Consider the following 16,878-nt stretch of genomic DNA (forward strand, 5'->3'; position numbering starts at 1 on the left):
GGCTGACCCATGACCTCTGTATCCGCTGTTTCCCCCCGCATCATTCGTATTGCCGCCGCGCTGCTGCTCAACCCCGAAGGCCAGACCCTGCTGGTGCGCAAGCGCGGTACCGTGGCGTTCATGCAGCCGGGTGGCAAGATTGAGGCCCATGAACTGCCGGTGCATGCGCTGGCCCGCGAACTGGAGGAAGAGCTGGGCCTGGTGATCGAGCCGGCGCAGGCGAGTTTTCTCGGTCAGTTCTCGGCACCGGCTGCCAACGAGCCGGGATTCGTCGTGCAGGCCGAGATCTTTCAGCTGACCATCGACGCCGAAGTCTTCCCGGCGGCCGAGATCGAAGAGGTGATCTGGATTGACCCGGCCACCGACGGCGATGTGGTTCTCGCCCCATTGACACGTGACCTGATCCTGCCGTTTTATCGAGCCTCGCTGACCGCGATCGCCTGATCATTCGTACAAAGGACTTCGTCATGATCCCGCTTCAAGACCTGCTGATTTTTGCCGCTGCCGCATTGCTTATGGTACTGACGCCGGGGCCGAACATGATTTACCTGATCTCCCGTTCGATCTGTCAGGGGCGCAAGGCCGGGGTCACGTCGCTGCTCGGCGTGGTGGCCGGGTTCTTCGTGCATATGTTTGCGGCGGCGGCCGGTCTGACGGCAGTGTTTCTCGCGGTGCCGATGGCCTATGAAGTGTTGAAGTGGGCCGGCGCGCTGTACCTGCTGTGGCTGGCCTGGCAAGCGGTGAAACCCGGTGCGCGTTCGCCGTTCGAAGTGCAGGCATTGCCGGCGGACTCGTCGCGCAAACTCATCACCATGGGCTTTCTCACCAGCGCCCTGAACCCGAAGATCGCGGTGTTCTACCTCTCGGTGTTTCCGCAGTTCATCACGCCGGAACACGGCTCGGTATTCAGCCAGAGCATCATCCTCGGCCTGACCCAGATCAGCGTCAGTTTCAGCGTCAACCTGTTGATCGCGCTGTCGGCGGCGGGCATTGCCTCGTGGTTCGCCAACAATCCGACGTGGCTGGCGGCGCAGCGTTATTTCATGGGCTTCGTGCTCGGCGGCCTGGCGGTGCGCCTGATTCTTGAGCAGCGCAAGGCAGCTTGAGCATGTGGATCGAACGGCTGGATGCCAGTCATGCGCTGGCCTATCGGGAATTGATGCTGGAGGCTTACGACCGGCATCCGCAGGCCTTCACCTCCAGCGTGCGCGAGCGCGCGGCGATGCCGCTGAGCTGGTGGGAGTCGCGCCTGACCAACAAGCTCGACGCGGTGTTTGGCGCGTTCGAAGCAGGCCGCCTGGCGGGGATCGTCGGCCTGGCGTTCGAGCCTCGGGAAAAGGCCCGGCACAAGGCAACGGTATTCGGCATGTATGTGTCGGCTGAATTTCGTCAGCGCGGGCTGGGCCTGAAGTTGATGGAGGCGGTGCTGGGGGAAGCGCAGCAGCATCCGGCGTTGAAAGTCATTCAACTGACCGTCACTGCCGGCAATGACGCGGCGTTCAAGCTGTACCAGCGCTGCGGCTTTATCCAGTTCGGTCTGGAACCGATGGCGGTTCGGGTCGGTGAGGACTACTTCGACAAGATCCACATGTGGTGCGCGCCTTTGCTGCCATCCGCCAGCCTCAACGAACCGCGCTGACCCCATCCAGGGTCGAGAACGAGGTGTCCTTGGCCGTCAGCAGGAAATCGCGCATGTACGGCGCGTCGAGCATGTCGGCACGGATCGCCGCGTACAGCGTCGCAAACAGACCTTTTTCCCCCAGGCGCTTGGCCTTCACGTAACCCCGCGAGCTGTATTCATGCAGCGCCCAGTGCGGCATGCCGCACACGCCACGGCCGCTGGCTACCAGTTGCATCATCATCACCGTCAGTTCCGAGGTGCGCACTTGCGCCGGTTCGATGTCGGCGGGTTCGAGGAAGCGGGTGAAGATATCGAGGCGGTCGCGCTCAACCGGATAAGTGATCAGGGTTTCCGTCAGCAAGTCTTCGGGGACGATGTACGGTTTGCTCGCCAAGGCGTGCTGGTTGGCGACCGCGAGCATGGCTTCGTAGGTGAACAGCGGCACATAAGTGATGCCGGCAATTTCCAGCGGGTCGGAGGTCACCACCAGATCCAGATCGCCTCGGGCCAGCGCTGGCAGCGGTGCAAACGAGAAACCCGAAGCAAGGTCCAGTTCGACTTCCGGCCAGGCATCGCGGAACTGGTCGATGGTCGGCATCAGCCACTGGAAGCAACTGTGGCATTCGATGGCCATGTGCAGACGCCCGGCGGTGCCCCCGGCCAGACGCCCGATGTCCCGTTCGGCGGCGCGCAGCAGCGGCAGGGTCGCGTCGGCCAGTTGCAGCAGGCGCAGGCCGGCGCTGGTGAAGCGCACCGGTTTGGTCTTGCGCACGAACAACGGCATGCCCATGCGCTCCTCCAGTTCCTTGAACTGGTGGGACAGCGCCGACTGGGTCAGGTGCAGGCGGTCGGCTGCATCCACCAGGCTGTCGGCTTCGCGCAGGGCATGCAGGGTTTTCAGGTGACGGATTTCAAGCACCACAGGCTCCATGAGGAAAATTTGTGATCAACACGAAAAGGTTGAGTTTGTCTCATGTTGCTTCGGCTGTCGACAATGGCGCCATCTTTTACGCAATGGAGAACACTCGACATGGCCGTGGCCCACACCCTTGGTTTCCCGCGCATCGGCGCCGACCGCGAACTGAAAAAAGCCCTCGAAGCCTACTGGAAAGGCGATCTCGATCAGTCGGCCTTGAACAAGGTCGGCCGCGAGCTGCGCGCCAGGCACTGGCAACTGCAGAAGGGCGCCGGCATCGACTTGCTGCCGGTCGGCGACTTCGCCTGGTACGACCAGGTGCTGACTCACTCGCTGACCTTCGGTGTGATCCCGGAGCGCTTCGATGGTGTGCGCAATGAACGCGGTCTGCCGACCCTCGACACCCTGTTTGCCATGGCCCGGGGCGCCACGGCGTCCTGCTGCGGCGGTGAGCACGGCAAAACCCAATATGCACAAGAGCTGACCAAGTGGTTCGACACCAACTACCACTACCTGGTCCCGGAGTTCACCGCGGATCAGTCGTTCAAGCTGAGCTGGGAACAGCTGTTCGATGAAGTCGAAGAAGCCAAAGCCCTCGGTCATAACGTCAAACCGGTGATCATCGGCCCGCTGACTTACCTGTGGCTGGGCAAGGCGAAAGGCAACGATTTCGACAAGCTCGACCTGCTGGAACGCCTGCTGCCGGTGTACAACGAAATCCTCGGGCGGCTTGCTGCACAGGGTGTGGAGTGGGTGCAGATCGACGAACCGATCCTCACTCTCGATCTGCCGCAGGCCTGGAAAAACGCCTTCGAACGCGCCTATCACATCCTTCAGTACTCGCCGCTGAAGAAACTGGTGGCGACCTATTTCAGCGGTCTGCAAGACAACCTCGGCCTGGCCGTGGGCCTGCCGGTGCAAGGCCTGCACATCGATGCCGTGCGTGCGCCGGATCAGCTCGGTCAGGTGCTGGATCGTCTGCCGACTTACAAGATTCTTTCGGTGGGTCTGGTCAACGGCCGCAACGTCTGGCGCTGCGAGCTGGAGCAGGCACTGGCGCAGTTGCAACCGGCGCAGGAGCGCTTTGGCGACAATCTGTGGGTCAGCAGTTCCTGCTCGTTGCTGCACAGTCCGGTGGATGTCGAGCGTGAAGACAAGCTCGATCCGGAATTGAAAAGCTGGCTGGCATTCGCCGTGCAGAAGTGCGCCGAAATCTCCGTGCTGCGTGATGCGCTGAACGATCCTCAAGCACCGAAAGTGCAAAGCGCACTGGCCGAAAGCCGCGCCATTCAGGAAAGCCGCGCCCGCTCGCCGCGTATTCACAAGGCCGATGTGCAGGCGCGGATCGACGCGATCAACGCCCGCGACAGCCAGCGTCATTCGCCGTTCGCCAAGCGCATCGCTGCGCAACAGGCACGTTTGAAATTGCCGGCGTTCCCGACCACCACCATCGGCTCGTTCCCGCAGACCGGTTCGATCCGTCTGGCCCGTCAGGCGTTCAAGCAGGGCAAGCTGTCGGCCAACGATTACCACGACGCCATGCGCAGCGAAATCCGCCATGCGGTGCAAGTCCAGGAGCGTCTGGGCCTGGATGTGCTGGTGCACGGTGAGGCCGAACGCAACGACATGGTCGAGTACTTCGCCGAGCAGCTCGACGGCTATCTGTTCACCCGCTTCGGCTGGGTCCAGAGCTACGGTTCCCGTTGCGTGAAACCGGCGGTGATCTACGGTGACCTGAGCCGTCCGAACGCCATGACCGTCGACTGGATCAGCTACGCCCAGAGCCTGACCGACAAGGTCATGAAAGGCATGCTGACCGGCCCGGTGACGATGCTGATGTGGTCGTTCCCCCGCGAAGACGTGACGCGCAAGGTTCAGGCGCAGCAACTGGCGCTGGCCCTGCGGGATGAAGTGGTGGATCTGGAAAACGCCGGGATCAAAATCGTGCAGATCGACGAAGCCGCGTTCCGCGAAGGCTTGCCGCTACGCCGTGCGCAATGGCAGGAATATCTGGACTGGGCGGTGGAAGCGTTCCGCCTGACCGCCTCGGGCGTGAAGGACGAAACCCAGATCCACACCCACATGTGCTACAGCGAATTCAACGACGTGATCAAGGCGATTGCCGACATGGACGCCGACGTGATCACCATCGAAACCTCGCGTTCGGACATGGAATTGCTCGATGCCTTCGAAGCGTTCGACTACCCGAACGATATCGGCCCGGGTGTCTATGACATCCACTCGCCACGGGTGCCGGACACGGCGGAAATGGTCAAGCTGATGAGCAAGGCCGTGAAACGGATTCCGGCAGCGCGGTTGTGGGTCAACCCCGATTGCGGATTGAAGACCCGTGCCTGGCCGGAGACCGAAGCGGCGCTGGTCAATATGGTTGCGGCAGCACGGCAGTTGCGCAGTCAGTTGGCCTGACAAAACGGGGGAGCGGATTGATCGCTCCCCCGTTCGGTTTCACAGATTCTCGAAATGGGTCAGTACCGATGAGCGTTTGCCGATGTCGGCATGGGGCAGGGAAGGATCGTCGGCGTGGGTCAGTGACCGGTGTTCGGGCAGCTTCAAATGGGCTTTTTCGAATTCGCGAAAACCCGGTGTCGCCTTTGAGTAGTGGAAGTGGGCGTACCACAGCAGTTTTGGTGGTGCCTGGGTCAGGTCACGGACTTCGTACTCCTGCAGATAATCGATGCGACCGTCCTTGCGTTTGCCGAGGTTTTTCAAAGGGGCGATCTTGCGGACGTCCACTGCGTTCTGTCCGATCAGATCGTCGAGCATGCCATCGGTTGGATGCTTGCTGCTCAGTGACTGACGGGTACGCATTTGTCGTCCTCGGATCCGCAGCTCGGTCGCTTTGCCTCGCAGGGTGGCGATGAGCGGGTTCTGCCTGTCGATCTGCCCGATTCCCTGTGCCCGGCGTATCAGCTCGTCAGCTTCGCTGACCATCATGTGCTCCAGATCGACCGGGAGCATGTCCTGCCGGGCATGGGCATTTACCTTGACCTCGTACGCCGGCAATCGATCCAGACGGGTGCGTGCCTCTGCCACCAGTGCGCCCAGATCCCGCTCCATGGGCGACGGTGGTCGGGCAGGCGTGCTCAACAGGCGATATTTGCCGTTGCTGCCCTGTTCCCAGATCTCCTCGACACCGCCCTTGCCGGTCAGATGATAGCGGCGCGTCCGGGTGGTCGACTCCCAATGTTCGACACCGATCAGCAACTGATCGTCTTCGGTGGTGAAGATCCTTTTGTTGCTGCGCCCGGTGGGTCCGACAACCGTCGGCAGCTCCAGGGTCTTGCGGGCGCGTTCGGCCATTTTTTCGATACCGGCCAGCAGGGCCGGGACGTCATCCATGTAAAAGTGTTGGGAGTAGCTGGCCGTCCATACGGTCATGGCTCGCCGAAACTGCGCATAAGTGTCGAGGCAGTCCTGCAGGATCTGGTTGCGCTGGCCCCGGGTGGCGCCGGCCTCTGGCAGGCTGAACTGTGTGTAGAGGGCCCGGTCCATCCTGGCGCGCAGCTCCCGTGCCTGGTTTTGCAGAAAATGCCAGGACACTTCGCCGAGGTTGTCGTAGCACTGGACGATTTCCAGAAGACTGCCGGTCTTGAGGTAGAGCAGGTTACTGTCGCTCAGGCGTCTGTTCAGACCCTCGACTTCTGCTCGCATTTGCGCTTTGTCCCGAGGAAGGCTGATGCGCTCGTACCAGTGGTTGAGATCGCGCATCAGGCCTTCGATCTCTTCGGTTCTTTGCAGCGTTTCCAGGCGCAATCCGCGAATTTCCCGGTGAAGGGAGATGTGTTCGCCGGGCAAGTTTCCCGGCAGCTCGGTCAGACGTTCGATCAGTGGGTCGATCCGGTCCAGCAGCGGGCTGACCTGATGATTGACGTGATGAACGCGTAACTGAAGACGATCAGCCACCTTCCACGCATCGAGGCTCATGCATTCGATGACCTTGCGTCGTTTGTTGCCATGGGTCAGGGGCAGCAGATCGGTCAGCAGTCGGTACCGACGGCTGGCTATCTCGATATCGCCGATGCAGGCTGTATCGGCGGCGGCTCGCAAGCCCGGACGCAGGTCGAGTGGGGCATCGTTGTAGCGGGTGATGGCTGCATGACTCTCGGCGAATCGGGTGTCGATCTGCCTTGCAAGGTCATCGGTCACCTGGGTCAACTGCTGCTGGCGGCGAAACACCCGGTCGGCCCACCAGCGTGGCAGGCGTTGCCGGATGCTCATGGGCCAGACCGGATCCAGTGCATCGGCGAGGTGTCCGGCCACGTTGCCACCTCCGGCTCCGCCTCCGTCGAATGTCGTTCCGTACACACCGAAATGAGTGTCCCAGTTTCCAGCCTCATCCAGGGCGATGGGTTGCTTGTAGGTTTTCTGCGAGTTGCCTGCCAGGCGCCAGCCTCGTGAGTCCTTGCTCAGCTCCACCTGATAGATCTGTCCCTGACGCACAACGAAATCGCCGTCGGCATGTCGGTAGACGTTGCGAAACAGCCCTGCACTGGCCGGTTGCAGGCCGCTCAGGAAAACCGGCTGCTGGTGCTCGTAGCCAGCGAATCGTGCCTTCAAGTGTCTTGCCTCTCGCCCGTCGGTTGCCTGCAATGCGGCGGGGCTGCTGGCCAGTCTGCGCAATTGACGAGTGCTGGTCAGCGAAGCGGCGCCGCTCCCTGCGCCTACCGTGGGCAGGATATCCATCGCTGCGTCGATCAGCGCCAACAGCAACGCTTCGATTTCGGCCAGCCCGTCACCCGCAGCGCCGCGCAAAAAAGCCGCCACGGCCTGATTGGCGCTGTTCCAGGCGTCGTACAGGCCTATGGCCGTACCGACAAACGGCACGAGTCCCAAGGCCATTTTGATGCAGGTAAACAGATGCGAGCCGCTCCGCGCAGCACGCTCCATGAACAAGTCGGCATTGGAGCGAGAGGTGCTGCGATGGGCCTGGATCAGTCGCCCCATTTGCGCATCGAGCAAGTGCGCGGCCAGGGAGGTCGTGGCCGGCCAGCGTTCGCCCACTCCGATCAAGGTGTCGAAGTGCTTGAGCACGGCCTGACCTATACGGTGCTCGTGGGCCTGTGCGTCGCCCTCCACAGCCCGACCGGCCAGCCAGCGCGACCATTTTTCCTGCACGCACAGGCTGAACAGCGCCTTGCGCGCCGCTTCCAGACTGTCATAACGACGCAGGGATTGCCCATCGGGGCTGTCGGTCAGGTACAGCAACGTCGCTCCACTGACTTGTTCCTGGATGAAGCTCACACCGGACAGCGTGACCGGACCTTCGTTTGGCGTGTCCTTGCCGCCTGAGACGAGCAGAGCGGGCAACAAGACGATGTGCCGGTTGTTCACACGCCAGGCAAAGGGTGTGTCGGCATCGATGGCGGTCTCGAGGATTTGCAGATCCTGCGCGCCGATACGGTTTTGCAGACGAGCGCATTCGCCCTGCAGCCTGAGCATCAATCGCCAGGGCTCCAGCAAGCATTCGCGGCGATGATCGTTGACGAACGGCAGGTCATCGTTCGAGCCCATGAACACCTTGCGAATCAGGGTTTCGTAGGCCTTGGGCAGATCCAGTTCCGGCAGGGTCTTGCGCAGATAGTCCTTTGTGATGCCGGTGGTCAGGATCTGACGTTCTTTCTCGTCGCCAGCACTCACTTGCACGGTCATGAAACTCATGCGCAGCAGCAGCGGTTCCAGGCTCATCGACGGCGTATTGTCGATGTTGTGTTGAGCCAGGTCTTCGAGGGTCATCATGCTGCGCGCCTTGCCCGGAACCAGTTCGAGCTTCTGGGGTGTACCAGGCGCTCCGGGCGCACTGATCGTATGCCTTTCCATGGCGACCGAGTCAGGCAGGTCCAGTCGAACGGCGAAGTGACCTTTGACCGAAAAGTCCCTGCGCAGGCGCGCATGCAAGTGCTGTCGGGTGAAATCCTCACGGGGCGGCAGGGCCGTCGACATCAATGTCTGGCTCTGTTGCATGGCCTTGATGTACGCCTCGATCTGCCACCTGAGTCTGCTTCGGTCAGCACCGGGCAGATCGCTCAACCAGCCCGGCAGGCGGGCAGCCATGGAGGTGCTGGTGCGTTGCTCGCGCAAATGGCTGGCGGCCAGACGCAGAGCAGCGTTTACGGGGACTTGCAGTGCAGACCGGTATTGCAGGCGCACGGCTTCCAGATGTTCGGCCTGCTGCGCCGAGGGTGATTGCGCGAGTCGCTGACGGATCGTGCCCACTCGCTCCTCGAAGTCGTGGGTTACCTGATTCAGGGCATGTTGCAGGGGATCGCCGGAGATTCGCTTCAGGTGCAGAGTCAGCACTGTGTCCTGTTCCTGAATCTTGAACAGCTCACGCTCCAGTTCGCGTCGGTTATCGAACTGTCGCAGGCCGCCCCCGCTTCCGGGCCAGTACAGCAACAGGCCGTACAGCGCGGCCGACTCCGACAGAACCTTCGGATGAGTGATGACCAAAGGACCGCCGAGCGTCTGTTCTCGGGTCGATGAACCTGACTGCTCGTGCATCGCGAGCGAGATTTCGGCCGTGCACTGGTCGGTTTTGCTGTCGCTGACGTCATTCAGTGCCGATTCGATTGCCCGCCGTTGATCCTCACTCAATTGCCCAAGTGTCTGCTGCAACCCGGCTTCGGCGAGCAGAGCGGTTTTGTGTGCCTGATGAAGCGCGGTGAACTCGCGATTGAACGTGACGGTGTCCAGTACCCGTTCACGGTAGATCAGTGCTTGAGCGGCCACATCCGCCATCTGCTCGGCCTCTTCCATGCGCCGGAGTAAAACGTCGAGCGTTCGTTGCCCTTCTTCGCCGGCCTGGTTCGCCCGGTCTTGCAGCGCGTTCTGTTGTCGCAACAGCGTTGTCTGACGCACTCCCCAGGGGATATCAGCGAACAGTGCACCAAACAGGGGGGACTCATCCTCAGGCAACGAAGGCATCGGCGTCGGCAACAGGGGAGGTAACGCCAGTGCTCCGGCGATGCTGTGCTGGCGATCCACACGATCGGCCGGAACCAGTGCCCGGATTCCCTGTTCAACCAGATCCAGCGAGCTGTCCGGACTCTGGCGCAAGGTGCTGAGTCGAGCCTCCTGCATCCGGCTTAACCACTCACTCATGCCACAGCTCAATGGCAGGGTGCCGCTGCTGTATTCAAAGTGAATCCTTGAGGCGGACAATTCCTGCTGAACAAGCGGCTGGGCACGCAGCCATGACTCCATGTCGCTGCGGTTGGCGAAAGACTGCAAGGACACCGACCTATGCGGTAAGTACAGTAATTGCCGCGCAGGTTGCCGCTCACCGACACTGATCACCCACGCGCCGGGCAAACGGCTCCGGCATTGGTTGTCGAACACCAGTTCCAGTCGCTCACCGTGTATCGGTTGATTCTCCAGACGCGGTTCAGGGGAGGTGTCGTCCATCAGCCGCCACAATGGCTGTAACTGATCCTCGGTCAGTGAGCGCTGAGCCAGAGCGACTTGCGCCGCTGCTTCGAGATGCGCGAGGTACAACCTGCCGGCGTGCTCGCGGCGCGAGTGTGGCGTACCGGGGGCGCGCGCAGCCCAATACGAGTTCCAGCGCCGGTCGAGTTCTTTCGACGGATCGAGTCTCTTGATTCGGGTCAGCAGTTGCTGTGGGGTGAGGGCATTCAGCAGATGGTTTGCGTCCAGACCGACCACTTCTGCATGGCGGTCCAGTGTCATGTCAGGCCGATCTCTCTGATAGATAAACGCCAGGATCGATGCAAACCCGACAAATTGTTCGGGATGCGCATCTATTGCCGAGAAGCGCAGGCCTGCATCCGGTTCTCCCAGATCCAGTTCGCGCTCGAGCAGATCAGTCAGCGAGGCACGGATGGAAGGCACACCGGCCAACAACTCGCGCAACGCCTCACTGGCGTTGCGCGAACGTGTCGTAGCGTCATGCAGCAGGGCGCTGTCAATGTTCTGCGGCAAGGGCTGAGATGCCGGCCAGACCTGCGGTGCCGGCGGGAAGTGTTCGGTAAAAATGCTTTCGGACATGGTCAACAGGTTCGCGAGGGGAGCAGGAGATCCGCTCCGTCTGCCGATCATTGAAAGGAGAAAACCACAGGCGACGGCGTTACATAGTTATCGCTATCGCCCATGACCGCTCGGCACTCTTCATCAAACTGTCATCGAACTGTGGCAGCGCGCTTGAACAAGCTTCATCAGACTCGCGCTCTACTGGGGTTCTGCGTTTCGGTGTTTTTCATGTTCAAGGGAATTTTTGCAATCGCGGCGTTGTTGGCCGCGGTTTTTTTCGTTCCGGCGTCTTCTGCGGCGTCGCGTTGTGATGTCAATGTACCGACCGAACGGGTCGATCTGGCACAGGTGAGCCTGGCGTACCAGAGCATCGGTCGTGCGTCGGATCCGGCATTGTTGCTGGTGATGGGGCTGGGCGGGCAGTTGATCCACTGGCCGGACGAGGTGGTGATCGCCCTGTGTCAGCAGGGTTTCCGGGTGATCCGCTATGACAACCGCGACGTCGGTCTTTCGACCTGGCGCCAGGCACCGGCCGAGGCCAACCTGACGTTTGAAGTGCTGCGCTACAAACTCGGTCTGCCGGTGGCGGCGCCTTACAGCCTGACCGACATGGCCGACGATGCGCTGGGCCTGATGGACGCGTTGCACGTCGAGCAATTCCACGTGCTCGGCGCGAGCATGGGCGGGATGATCGCCCAGCACCTGGCAGCCATGGCGCCGCAACGGGTCGAGAGCCTGACGCTGATCATGACCAGCTCCGGTGCCGAAGGTTTGCCGGCACCGAGCGCGGCACTGGTGCAATTGCTGTCGCGGCGCGGCGCACCCAATCGCGAAGTGGCGCTGGAGCAGCAAGCGGATCTGCTGGCGGCGCTGGGCAGCCCGATGGTTACCGATGATCGTCAGATGCTGTTGCATCAGGCAGCGGTGGCCTATGACCGGGCGTTCAACCCCGAAGGCGTGAAGCGCCAGATCATGGCGATCCTCGCCGAACCGAGCCGGGTGGCGCTGCTCAATCAGTTGCGAGTGCCGACCCTGGTGGTGCACGGCACCGCCGATCCGTTGCTGCCGGTGATGCACGGCGTACACCTGGCGGCGCACATTCGCGGCAGCCAGTTGAAGCTGATTCCGGGTCTGGCCCACCGTTTCCAGGAGGCGTTCAAGGCGCCGTTGCTGGCGGCGGTGTTGCCGTATTTGCAGCAACACCGTGAAGACACCTCGCACTGGGCGCAGATCGAACCGGTGGGCGAGCGCAACCTGCTCTAGCGGGTGTATCGTGCAGGTCTTTGACCCCGATTGAACGCGCGAGGTGTGTCATGAGTTCTGCCCTGAAAATCGATTTTGTCAGCGACGTGTCCTGCCCGTGGTGCGTCGTCGGTCTGTACGGTTTGCTGCGGGCGCTGGAGATTCTGCGTGACGAGGTGCAGGCCGAGATCCGTTTCCAGCCGTTCGAGCTGAACCCGAAGATGGGCGCCGAAGGGCAGAACATCGGCGAGCATATCCAGGAAAAATACGGCTCGACCCCGGAGCAGTCACAGAAGAACCGTGAAGTGATACGCGCCCGTGGCGCCGATGTCGGTTTCGCCTTCCGCACCGATTCCAACAGCCGCATCTACAACACCTTCGATGCGCATCGGCTGCTGCATTGGGCGGGCGAGGAGGGCTTGCAGTTGCCGTTGAAAGAGGCGCTGTTCAAGGCGTATTTCACCGACGGCGGCAACCCGTCCGATCACTCGCAACTGGCGCAGATTGCCGAGAGCGTGGGGCTGGACCGACAGCGTGCCGAGGCGATTCTGGCGTCCGACGAGTTCGCCAGCGACGTGCGCAAGGAAGAACAACTGTGGCTGTCGCGGGGCGTGAGTTCGGTGCCGACCGTGGTGTTCAACGGGCAATACGCGGTGACTGGCGGGCAACCGGTGGACACCTTTGTCGGGGCGATCCGGCAGATCATGAGCGAGGCGAAGGGCGGCACGGTGAATTGAGGCCGCGCGGTTCCCGGGCATGGCCCGGGAGCCCGGATCAGCGGACGATCTTGTCGACGTGAATCCCCAGTTTCTTCAGGCGATACCAGAAGCTGCGCTCGGAAATCCCGATCAGTTGCGCCGCCGCAGCCTGCACGCCATTGCTCTGGGCCAGCGCGGCGAGGATGTAGGCTTTTTCCACTTCTGCCAGCGCCGCTTCCAGGTCAGCCGGCACGCTGCCTTCAGCGACCAGCGCACCCGGCTGGGTCGGCTGTGAGGCAAACAGATAGGCCGGCAGGTCCTGTTCTTCAATCTCCGCGCCGGACGCCACGATGGTCGCGCGCTCGACGCAGTTCTGCAGTTCACGAATGTTTCCCGGCCACGAATAACGGGCCATGGCCTGCAACGCCTCGGCACTGAAACCGCTGAAGCGTTTGCCCGCCGCAGCGCCCAGCGTGTGGGCGAAATGCCGGGCCAGCGGGGCAATGTCTTCGACCCGTTCCCGCAGCGCCGGCAACGGAATCGGGAACACGTTGAGGCGGTAATACAGGTCCTCGCGAAACTCCTTGTTGGCCACCGCGTCCAGCAGGTTTTTGTTGGTCGCAGCGATGACCCGCACATCGACCTTGCGCTCGCGTGGATCGCCCACCGGTTCGATGATGCGTTCCTGCAGGGCGCGGAGGATTTTCGCCTGCAACGCCAAAGGCATTTCGCCTATTTCATCGAGAAACAGCGTGCCCTTGTCCGCCTGCTGGAAGCGCCCGACCCGGTCCGCCACCGCACCGGTGAACGCGCCTTTGCGGTGGCCGAACATTTCGCTTTCCAGCAGACCTTCCGGGATCGCCGCGCAGTTGACCGCGACAAACGGTTTGTCGGCGCGGTTGCCGTGTTTGTGGATGGCCCGGGCGACCATTTCCTTGCCGGTGCCGCTTTCGCCGGTCAGCAGAATGGTGGCGTTGCTTTCGCGCACCGAATCGATTGCGCTTAGGACCCGGCGAAAGCTCGGGCTGTCGCCCACCAGGCTGTCGATCTGCTGGTGTTCGTCGAGTTCGGCGCGCATGCGCAGGTTGTCTTTGAGGATGTCGCGAAACTGCAGGGCCTTGCTGACGGTGATGTCCAGCTCATCGATGTCGAAGGGTTTGGCGATGTAGTCGAAGGCGCCGTTGCGCATCGACTGCACGGCATTCTTCACCGTGCTGTAGGCGGTCATCACGATCACCGGCAACTGCGGGTAGCGGTTCTTGATTTCCGCCAGCAATTGCGGGCCGTCCATGCCGGGCATGCGCCAGTCGCTGATCACCAGATCGATGTCTTCGGACTCCAGCACCTTGAGCGCGTGCAGGCCGTTGCCGGCGGTGAACACCGCAATGTCGTTCTGACTCAAGGCCGATGCCAGCAGGTCGCAGAGCTTGGGCTCGTCGTCCACCACCAGTACGTTATGCGTCATCGCTGTCCTCGTCGAAATCTTCACCGTTGGCCGGAATGTACAGGCTGAAGGTGGCGCCGGCATCTTTTTCGCTGACGCATTCGATGCGCCCGTCATGGTTTTCCATGATCGAGAAGACTTTGGCCAGACCGAGCCCGGTGCCGGACGCCTTGGTGGTGACGAACGGTGTGAAAATCCGTTCGAGCATGTCCGCTTCGATGCCCTGGCCAGTGTCGCTGATGCTGATGACCGTGTTGTGTTGATCGCTGTGGATGCCCAGGGTCAGACGGCCGCCGTCGGGCATGGCGTCGATGGCATTGACGATCAGGTTCAGGCCCGCCTGTTTGAGTTGCCGTGCATCGGCATACAGGGTCGCACCCGGCGCGCGATCCTCGATCTGCACATCGATGTTGTGGCTGGCCAGTTCCGGGGCGCAGAAACCCACCAGTTCATCCACCAGTGGCCGTGCCAGTTGGGTTGAACGCAGTGGCGCACTGGGCTTGGCGAAGTCGAGGAATTCGGTGATCAGGTCGTTGATGCGGCTGACTTCACTGACCACGTATTCCAGATGACGCTTGTCGGTCTCGGGCAGGTCGGCGCGCCGGTGCAGCAGTTGCGTGGCGGTCTTGATGATGCCCAGCGGGTTGCGGATTTCGTGAGCCAGGCCCATCGCCACTTCGCCCAGCGCATGCAGGCGGTCGCGGCGCCGCAGTTGCGACTCCAGATGCTGCAACTCGCCGAGGCGTTCGCTCATGTGGTTGAAGATGCTGCTCAGTTCCGCCAGTTCATCGCCGCCGGTGACCGGCAGGCGCTGGCGGTAGTCCCCGGCGATCACCGCTTGCACGCCTTTGGCCAGACCGCGCAGCGGCTTGGTCATGCGCTCCGATACCAGCCAGCCCACCGCCAGCGAAGCCGCCGAGCTGAGGATGAAAATCAGGATGAACAGGTTGCTCTGGTTGACCAGTCCGACCAGCGTGGTATGGCGCAGCAGACCGCTGAATACCACGCCTTGCAGTTCGCCGTTTTCGTTGAGAATCGGTCGGTAGATACCGCTGTAGCGCTTGGTCGACTGTTCGATCGGTTGCTTGGTGCTGCGCAGTTGCTGTTCGATGCTTTCCGGAACGATTGCCGGGTGATCTTCAAAGCGCTGGGTGGAAAAGATCTCGGAGAAATCGGCGTCTCTGGCCAGATAAAGGCGTAGGTCCAGAGAGTGCACGTCGGCGACGCTGGTGAGGAAACTGTTGTCGAGGTAGGTCACCACGATCAGTTTGTAGTCGGTGCCGTCCTGCTCGCTCTCGAAGGTCGACACCACGGCGCCGGTTGCCACGCCGCCGACCTGCAGGGTTTGCAGAACGGCTTTGGGCGCGGTGCTGATCTGTCGCACGATGTCATCGGCGGCGGTGCTGAATACCACTTTGTGATCGCTGTTGCGCACCAGCGCGACCACGTCGATGCCCATGGAGTCGGCAATGTCGGAAGTCAGCTTGTCGCGCCGGGCCGACTGGCGGTCCGTTGGCGGACGGGTGTAGCGCAGGAACAACTGCGCGGCACGGGCATTGTCGCGCACGATTTCGCGGATCTCGTCCTCGACGATCTTGGTCGACTCCTGCAGCCAGATCCGCACGTTGCTGTCGAAAATCTGCGACAGGGTGGTGGCTGCCAGCTCGGCGGCGATCATGGTCGGAATCACGCTGACCAGCCAGAACGCCAGCACCAGTTTGCGTTGCAGGCTCCAGCCGGAGAGGGCGAAGGGTCGGGCGGTGGCGCGTCGGTCTTTGCTCATCATGCTCGCTTATTGTTGTTCGCTTATCGCAGTCGCCATGGCCGGATCGGTAAGGTCCGGGCGGATGAAAATCTTCACCAGCCGCAGCAGGTGATTGAGTACGGGGTGGCGATGGCGGAAAAACACCGTATTGCCGATGAACGAACAGCCCAGGCGCAGCTTACTGGCATAACCGGCCTGGCCGCACGCGTAGATCGGAATCCGGTGTTCAATACAGTAGCCGACATTCGCCAGCCAGCTGCGCATGTACAGTTTGTGCTCGCGGGTGCGGGCCAGATCGTGGGCGAAGAACTTGTCCACCAGCCGCTGCTCGTCCAGCAGTACCAGATTGAACGCCACCAGCTCATCGTCCACCCAGTACAAAACGCAGGCGGCACGCTCGTCGAGGTGTTCCAGCACTTGCCGGAAATAGGCCGCCGGCAGGCATTCGAAGGTCAGGTCGCTGCGTGCCAGTGTCGCTTCATAGAGCCGCATCATGGTCGGCAGCAGGTCGTCCACCGAACGTCGCCATTCGATTCGCGGGCCCGAACCGCGCAGGGTCCGGCGCAGGTCCTTGCGGGTGGATTTGCCCAGGGTGCCGAGGTAAGCGTCGACCGAGGCGAACTTGATCGGCAGCTCGGCACCGGGCAACCCCGGCATGCTTTGCAAACCGGCCTCGCGACAGGCCTGGAGCCATTGCGGGTTGCGGTGGGAAGCATCCTTGACCGCCAGCAGGCCGACGCCGGCCTGGTCCGCGTCCTCGCGGGCCAGGTGCAGCAGGCGTGCGAACAGTGACGGCAAACGTGCCGGATCGAGCGACGGGTGCGTGCCGACATGGCACTGCTCCGCCACCGGCGAGCCGAGGGCATACAGACGAATGTCGAACAGCCCCGGCCAGCAACTGCGCAGCCATTGGCTCAAGCGCTTGCCGGTGCCCTGCAGAGTGGTGTCGAGCGAATAAGCCGTGGTGAAGGCCACGACGGCCGCAATCAGTCGGTCGTCTTCAAACAGCGCCAGATAGCGCCAGTGAAAGCCGTCGATGCCGGCCTGTTCCACGGCGCGATAGTAGGCCCAGTCTTCGAGCTCCTCGGGAAAGCAGGCATTCCACGCGTCGCGATCAATCGCTTCGATGGTTGAAAAGGCTTGGGCCGTGATCACGTCGTTTCCTTAACCGGCATGGCATGTCGTTTT

The 16,878-nt window shown here is 61.9% G+C and carries 11 protein-coding genes; 6 read left to right on the forward strand and 5 right to left on the reverse strand.

Going from position 1 to position 16,878, the window contains the following annotated elements; genetic code table 11:
- The first annotated feature begins 9 nt into the window (after positions 1–9).
- The 3 genes from DXT77_RS12055 to DXT77_RS12065 are packed head-to-tail and all read left to right on the forward strand — an operon-like array spanning position 10 to position 1,639.
- Positions 10–444, forward strand: a complete 435-nt coding sequence (locus tag DXT77_RS12055) for an NUDIX domain-containing protein (protein ID WP_119427760.1) — start codon at positions 10–12, stop codon at positions 442–444.
- Positions 445–467: 23 nt separating this feature from the next.
- Positions 468–1,106: a LysE family translocator gene (locus DXT77_RS12060; protein ID WP_119427761.1), complete on the forward strand. Its 639-nt coding sequence runs from the start codon at positions 468–470 to the stop codon at positions 1,104–1,106.
- A gap of 2 nt (positions 1,107–1,108) precedes the next feature.
- A complete protein-coding gene (locus tag DXT77_RS12065) occupies positions 1,109–1,639 on the forward strand; it encodes a GNAT family N-acetyltransferase (protein WP_119427762.1) in 531 nt (176 codons plus the stop codon).
- Here the strand turns inward: DXT77_RS12065 and metR are convergent.
- A complete protein-coding gene (gene metR / locus DXT77_RS12070) occupies positions 1,623–2,540 on the reverse strand; it encodes a transcriptional regulator MetR (protein WP_085709456.1) in 918 nt (305 codons plus the stop codon). The genes DXT77_RS12065 and metR overlap by 17 nt on opposite strands.
- Before the next feature lie 111 nt (positions 2,541–2,651).
- Here metR and metE point away from each other — a divergent pair, with 111 nt between their 5' ends.
- Complete coding sequence (gene metE / locus DXT77_RS12075; protein ID WP_119427763.1) at positions 2,652–4,964, forward strand: 5-methyltetrahydropteroyltriglutamate--homocysteine S-methyltransferase; 2,313 nt, start codon at positions 2,652–2,654, stop codon at positions 4,962–4,964.
- 39 nt (positions 4,965–5,003) lie between these two features.
- Here metE and DXT77_RS12080 read toward each other — a convergent pair whose 3' ends face one another.
- Positions 5,004–10,559, reverse strand: coding sequence for a dermonecrotic toxin domain-containing protein (locus tag DXT77_RS12080; protein ID WP_119427764.1), 5,556 nt, complete (start codon positions 10,557–10,559; stop codon positions 5,004–5,006).
- Between the two features lie 210 nt (positions 10,560–10,769).
- On the opposite strand from DXT77_RS12080, the gene DXT77_RS12085 reads away from it, so the two are divergent.
- On the forward strand, positions 10,770–11,804 hold the full coding sequence (locus DXT77_RS12085) for an alpha/beta fold hydrolase (protein ID WP_119427765.1): 1,035 nt from the start codon (positions 10,770–10,772) through the stop codon (positions 11,802–11,804).
- 50 nt (positions 11,805–11,854) lie between these two features.
- Complete coding sequence (locus DXT77_RS12090; protein WP_119427766.1) at positions 11,855–12,520, forward strand: DsbA family oxidoreductase; 666 nt, start codon at positions 11,855–11,857, stop codon at positions 12,518–12,520.
- Between the two features lie 37 nt (positions 12,521–12,557).
- On the opposite strand, the gene DXT77_RS12095 is transcribed toward DXT77_RS12090, so the two are convergent.
- Genes DXT77_RS12095 through DXT77_RS12105 form a run of 3 tightly spaced genes read right to left on the reverse strand, consistent with a single transcriptional unit; the run spans position 12,558 to position 16,845 of the window.
- The gene (locus DXT77_RS12095) at positions 12,558–13,946 is read right to left on the reverse strand and encodes a sigma-54 dependent transcriptional regulator (protein ID WP_119427767.1); all 1,389 of its coding nucleotides are present in this window, start codon (positions 13,944–13,946) and stop codon (positions 12,558–12,560) included.
- Positions 13,936–15,711 carry an ATP-binding protein gene (locus DXT77_RS12100; RefSeq protein WP_119427768.1) on the reverse strand — a complete coding sequence of 592 codons (1,776 nt, stop codon included), beginning with the start codon at positions 15,709–15,711 and terminating at the stop codon, positions 13,936–13,938. Before DXT77_RS12100 ends, DXT77_RS12095 begins: the two co-directional genes overlap by 11 nt.
- 6 nt (positions 15,712–15,717) lie before the next feature.
- Positions 15,718–16,845, reverse strand: a complete 1,128-nt coding sequence (locus DXT77_RS12105) for a GNAT family N-acetyltransferase (RefSeq protein WP_119427769.1) — start codon at positions 16,843–16,845, stop codon at positions 15,718–15,720.
- Positions 16,846–16,878: the final 33 nt, after the last annotated feature.

The organism is Pseudomonas sp. 91RF, assembly GCF_003576265.1.
Lineage (GTDB): Bacteria > Pseudomonadota > Gammaproteobacteria > Pseudomonadales > Pseudomonadaceae > Aquipseudomonas > Aquipseudomonas kribbensis.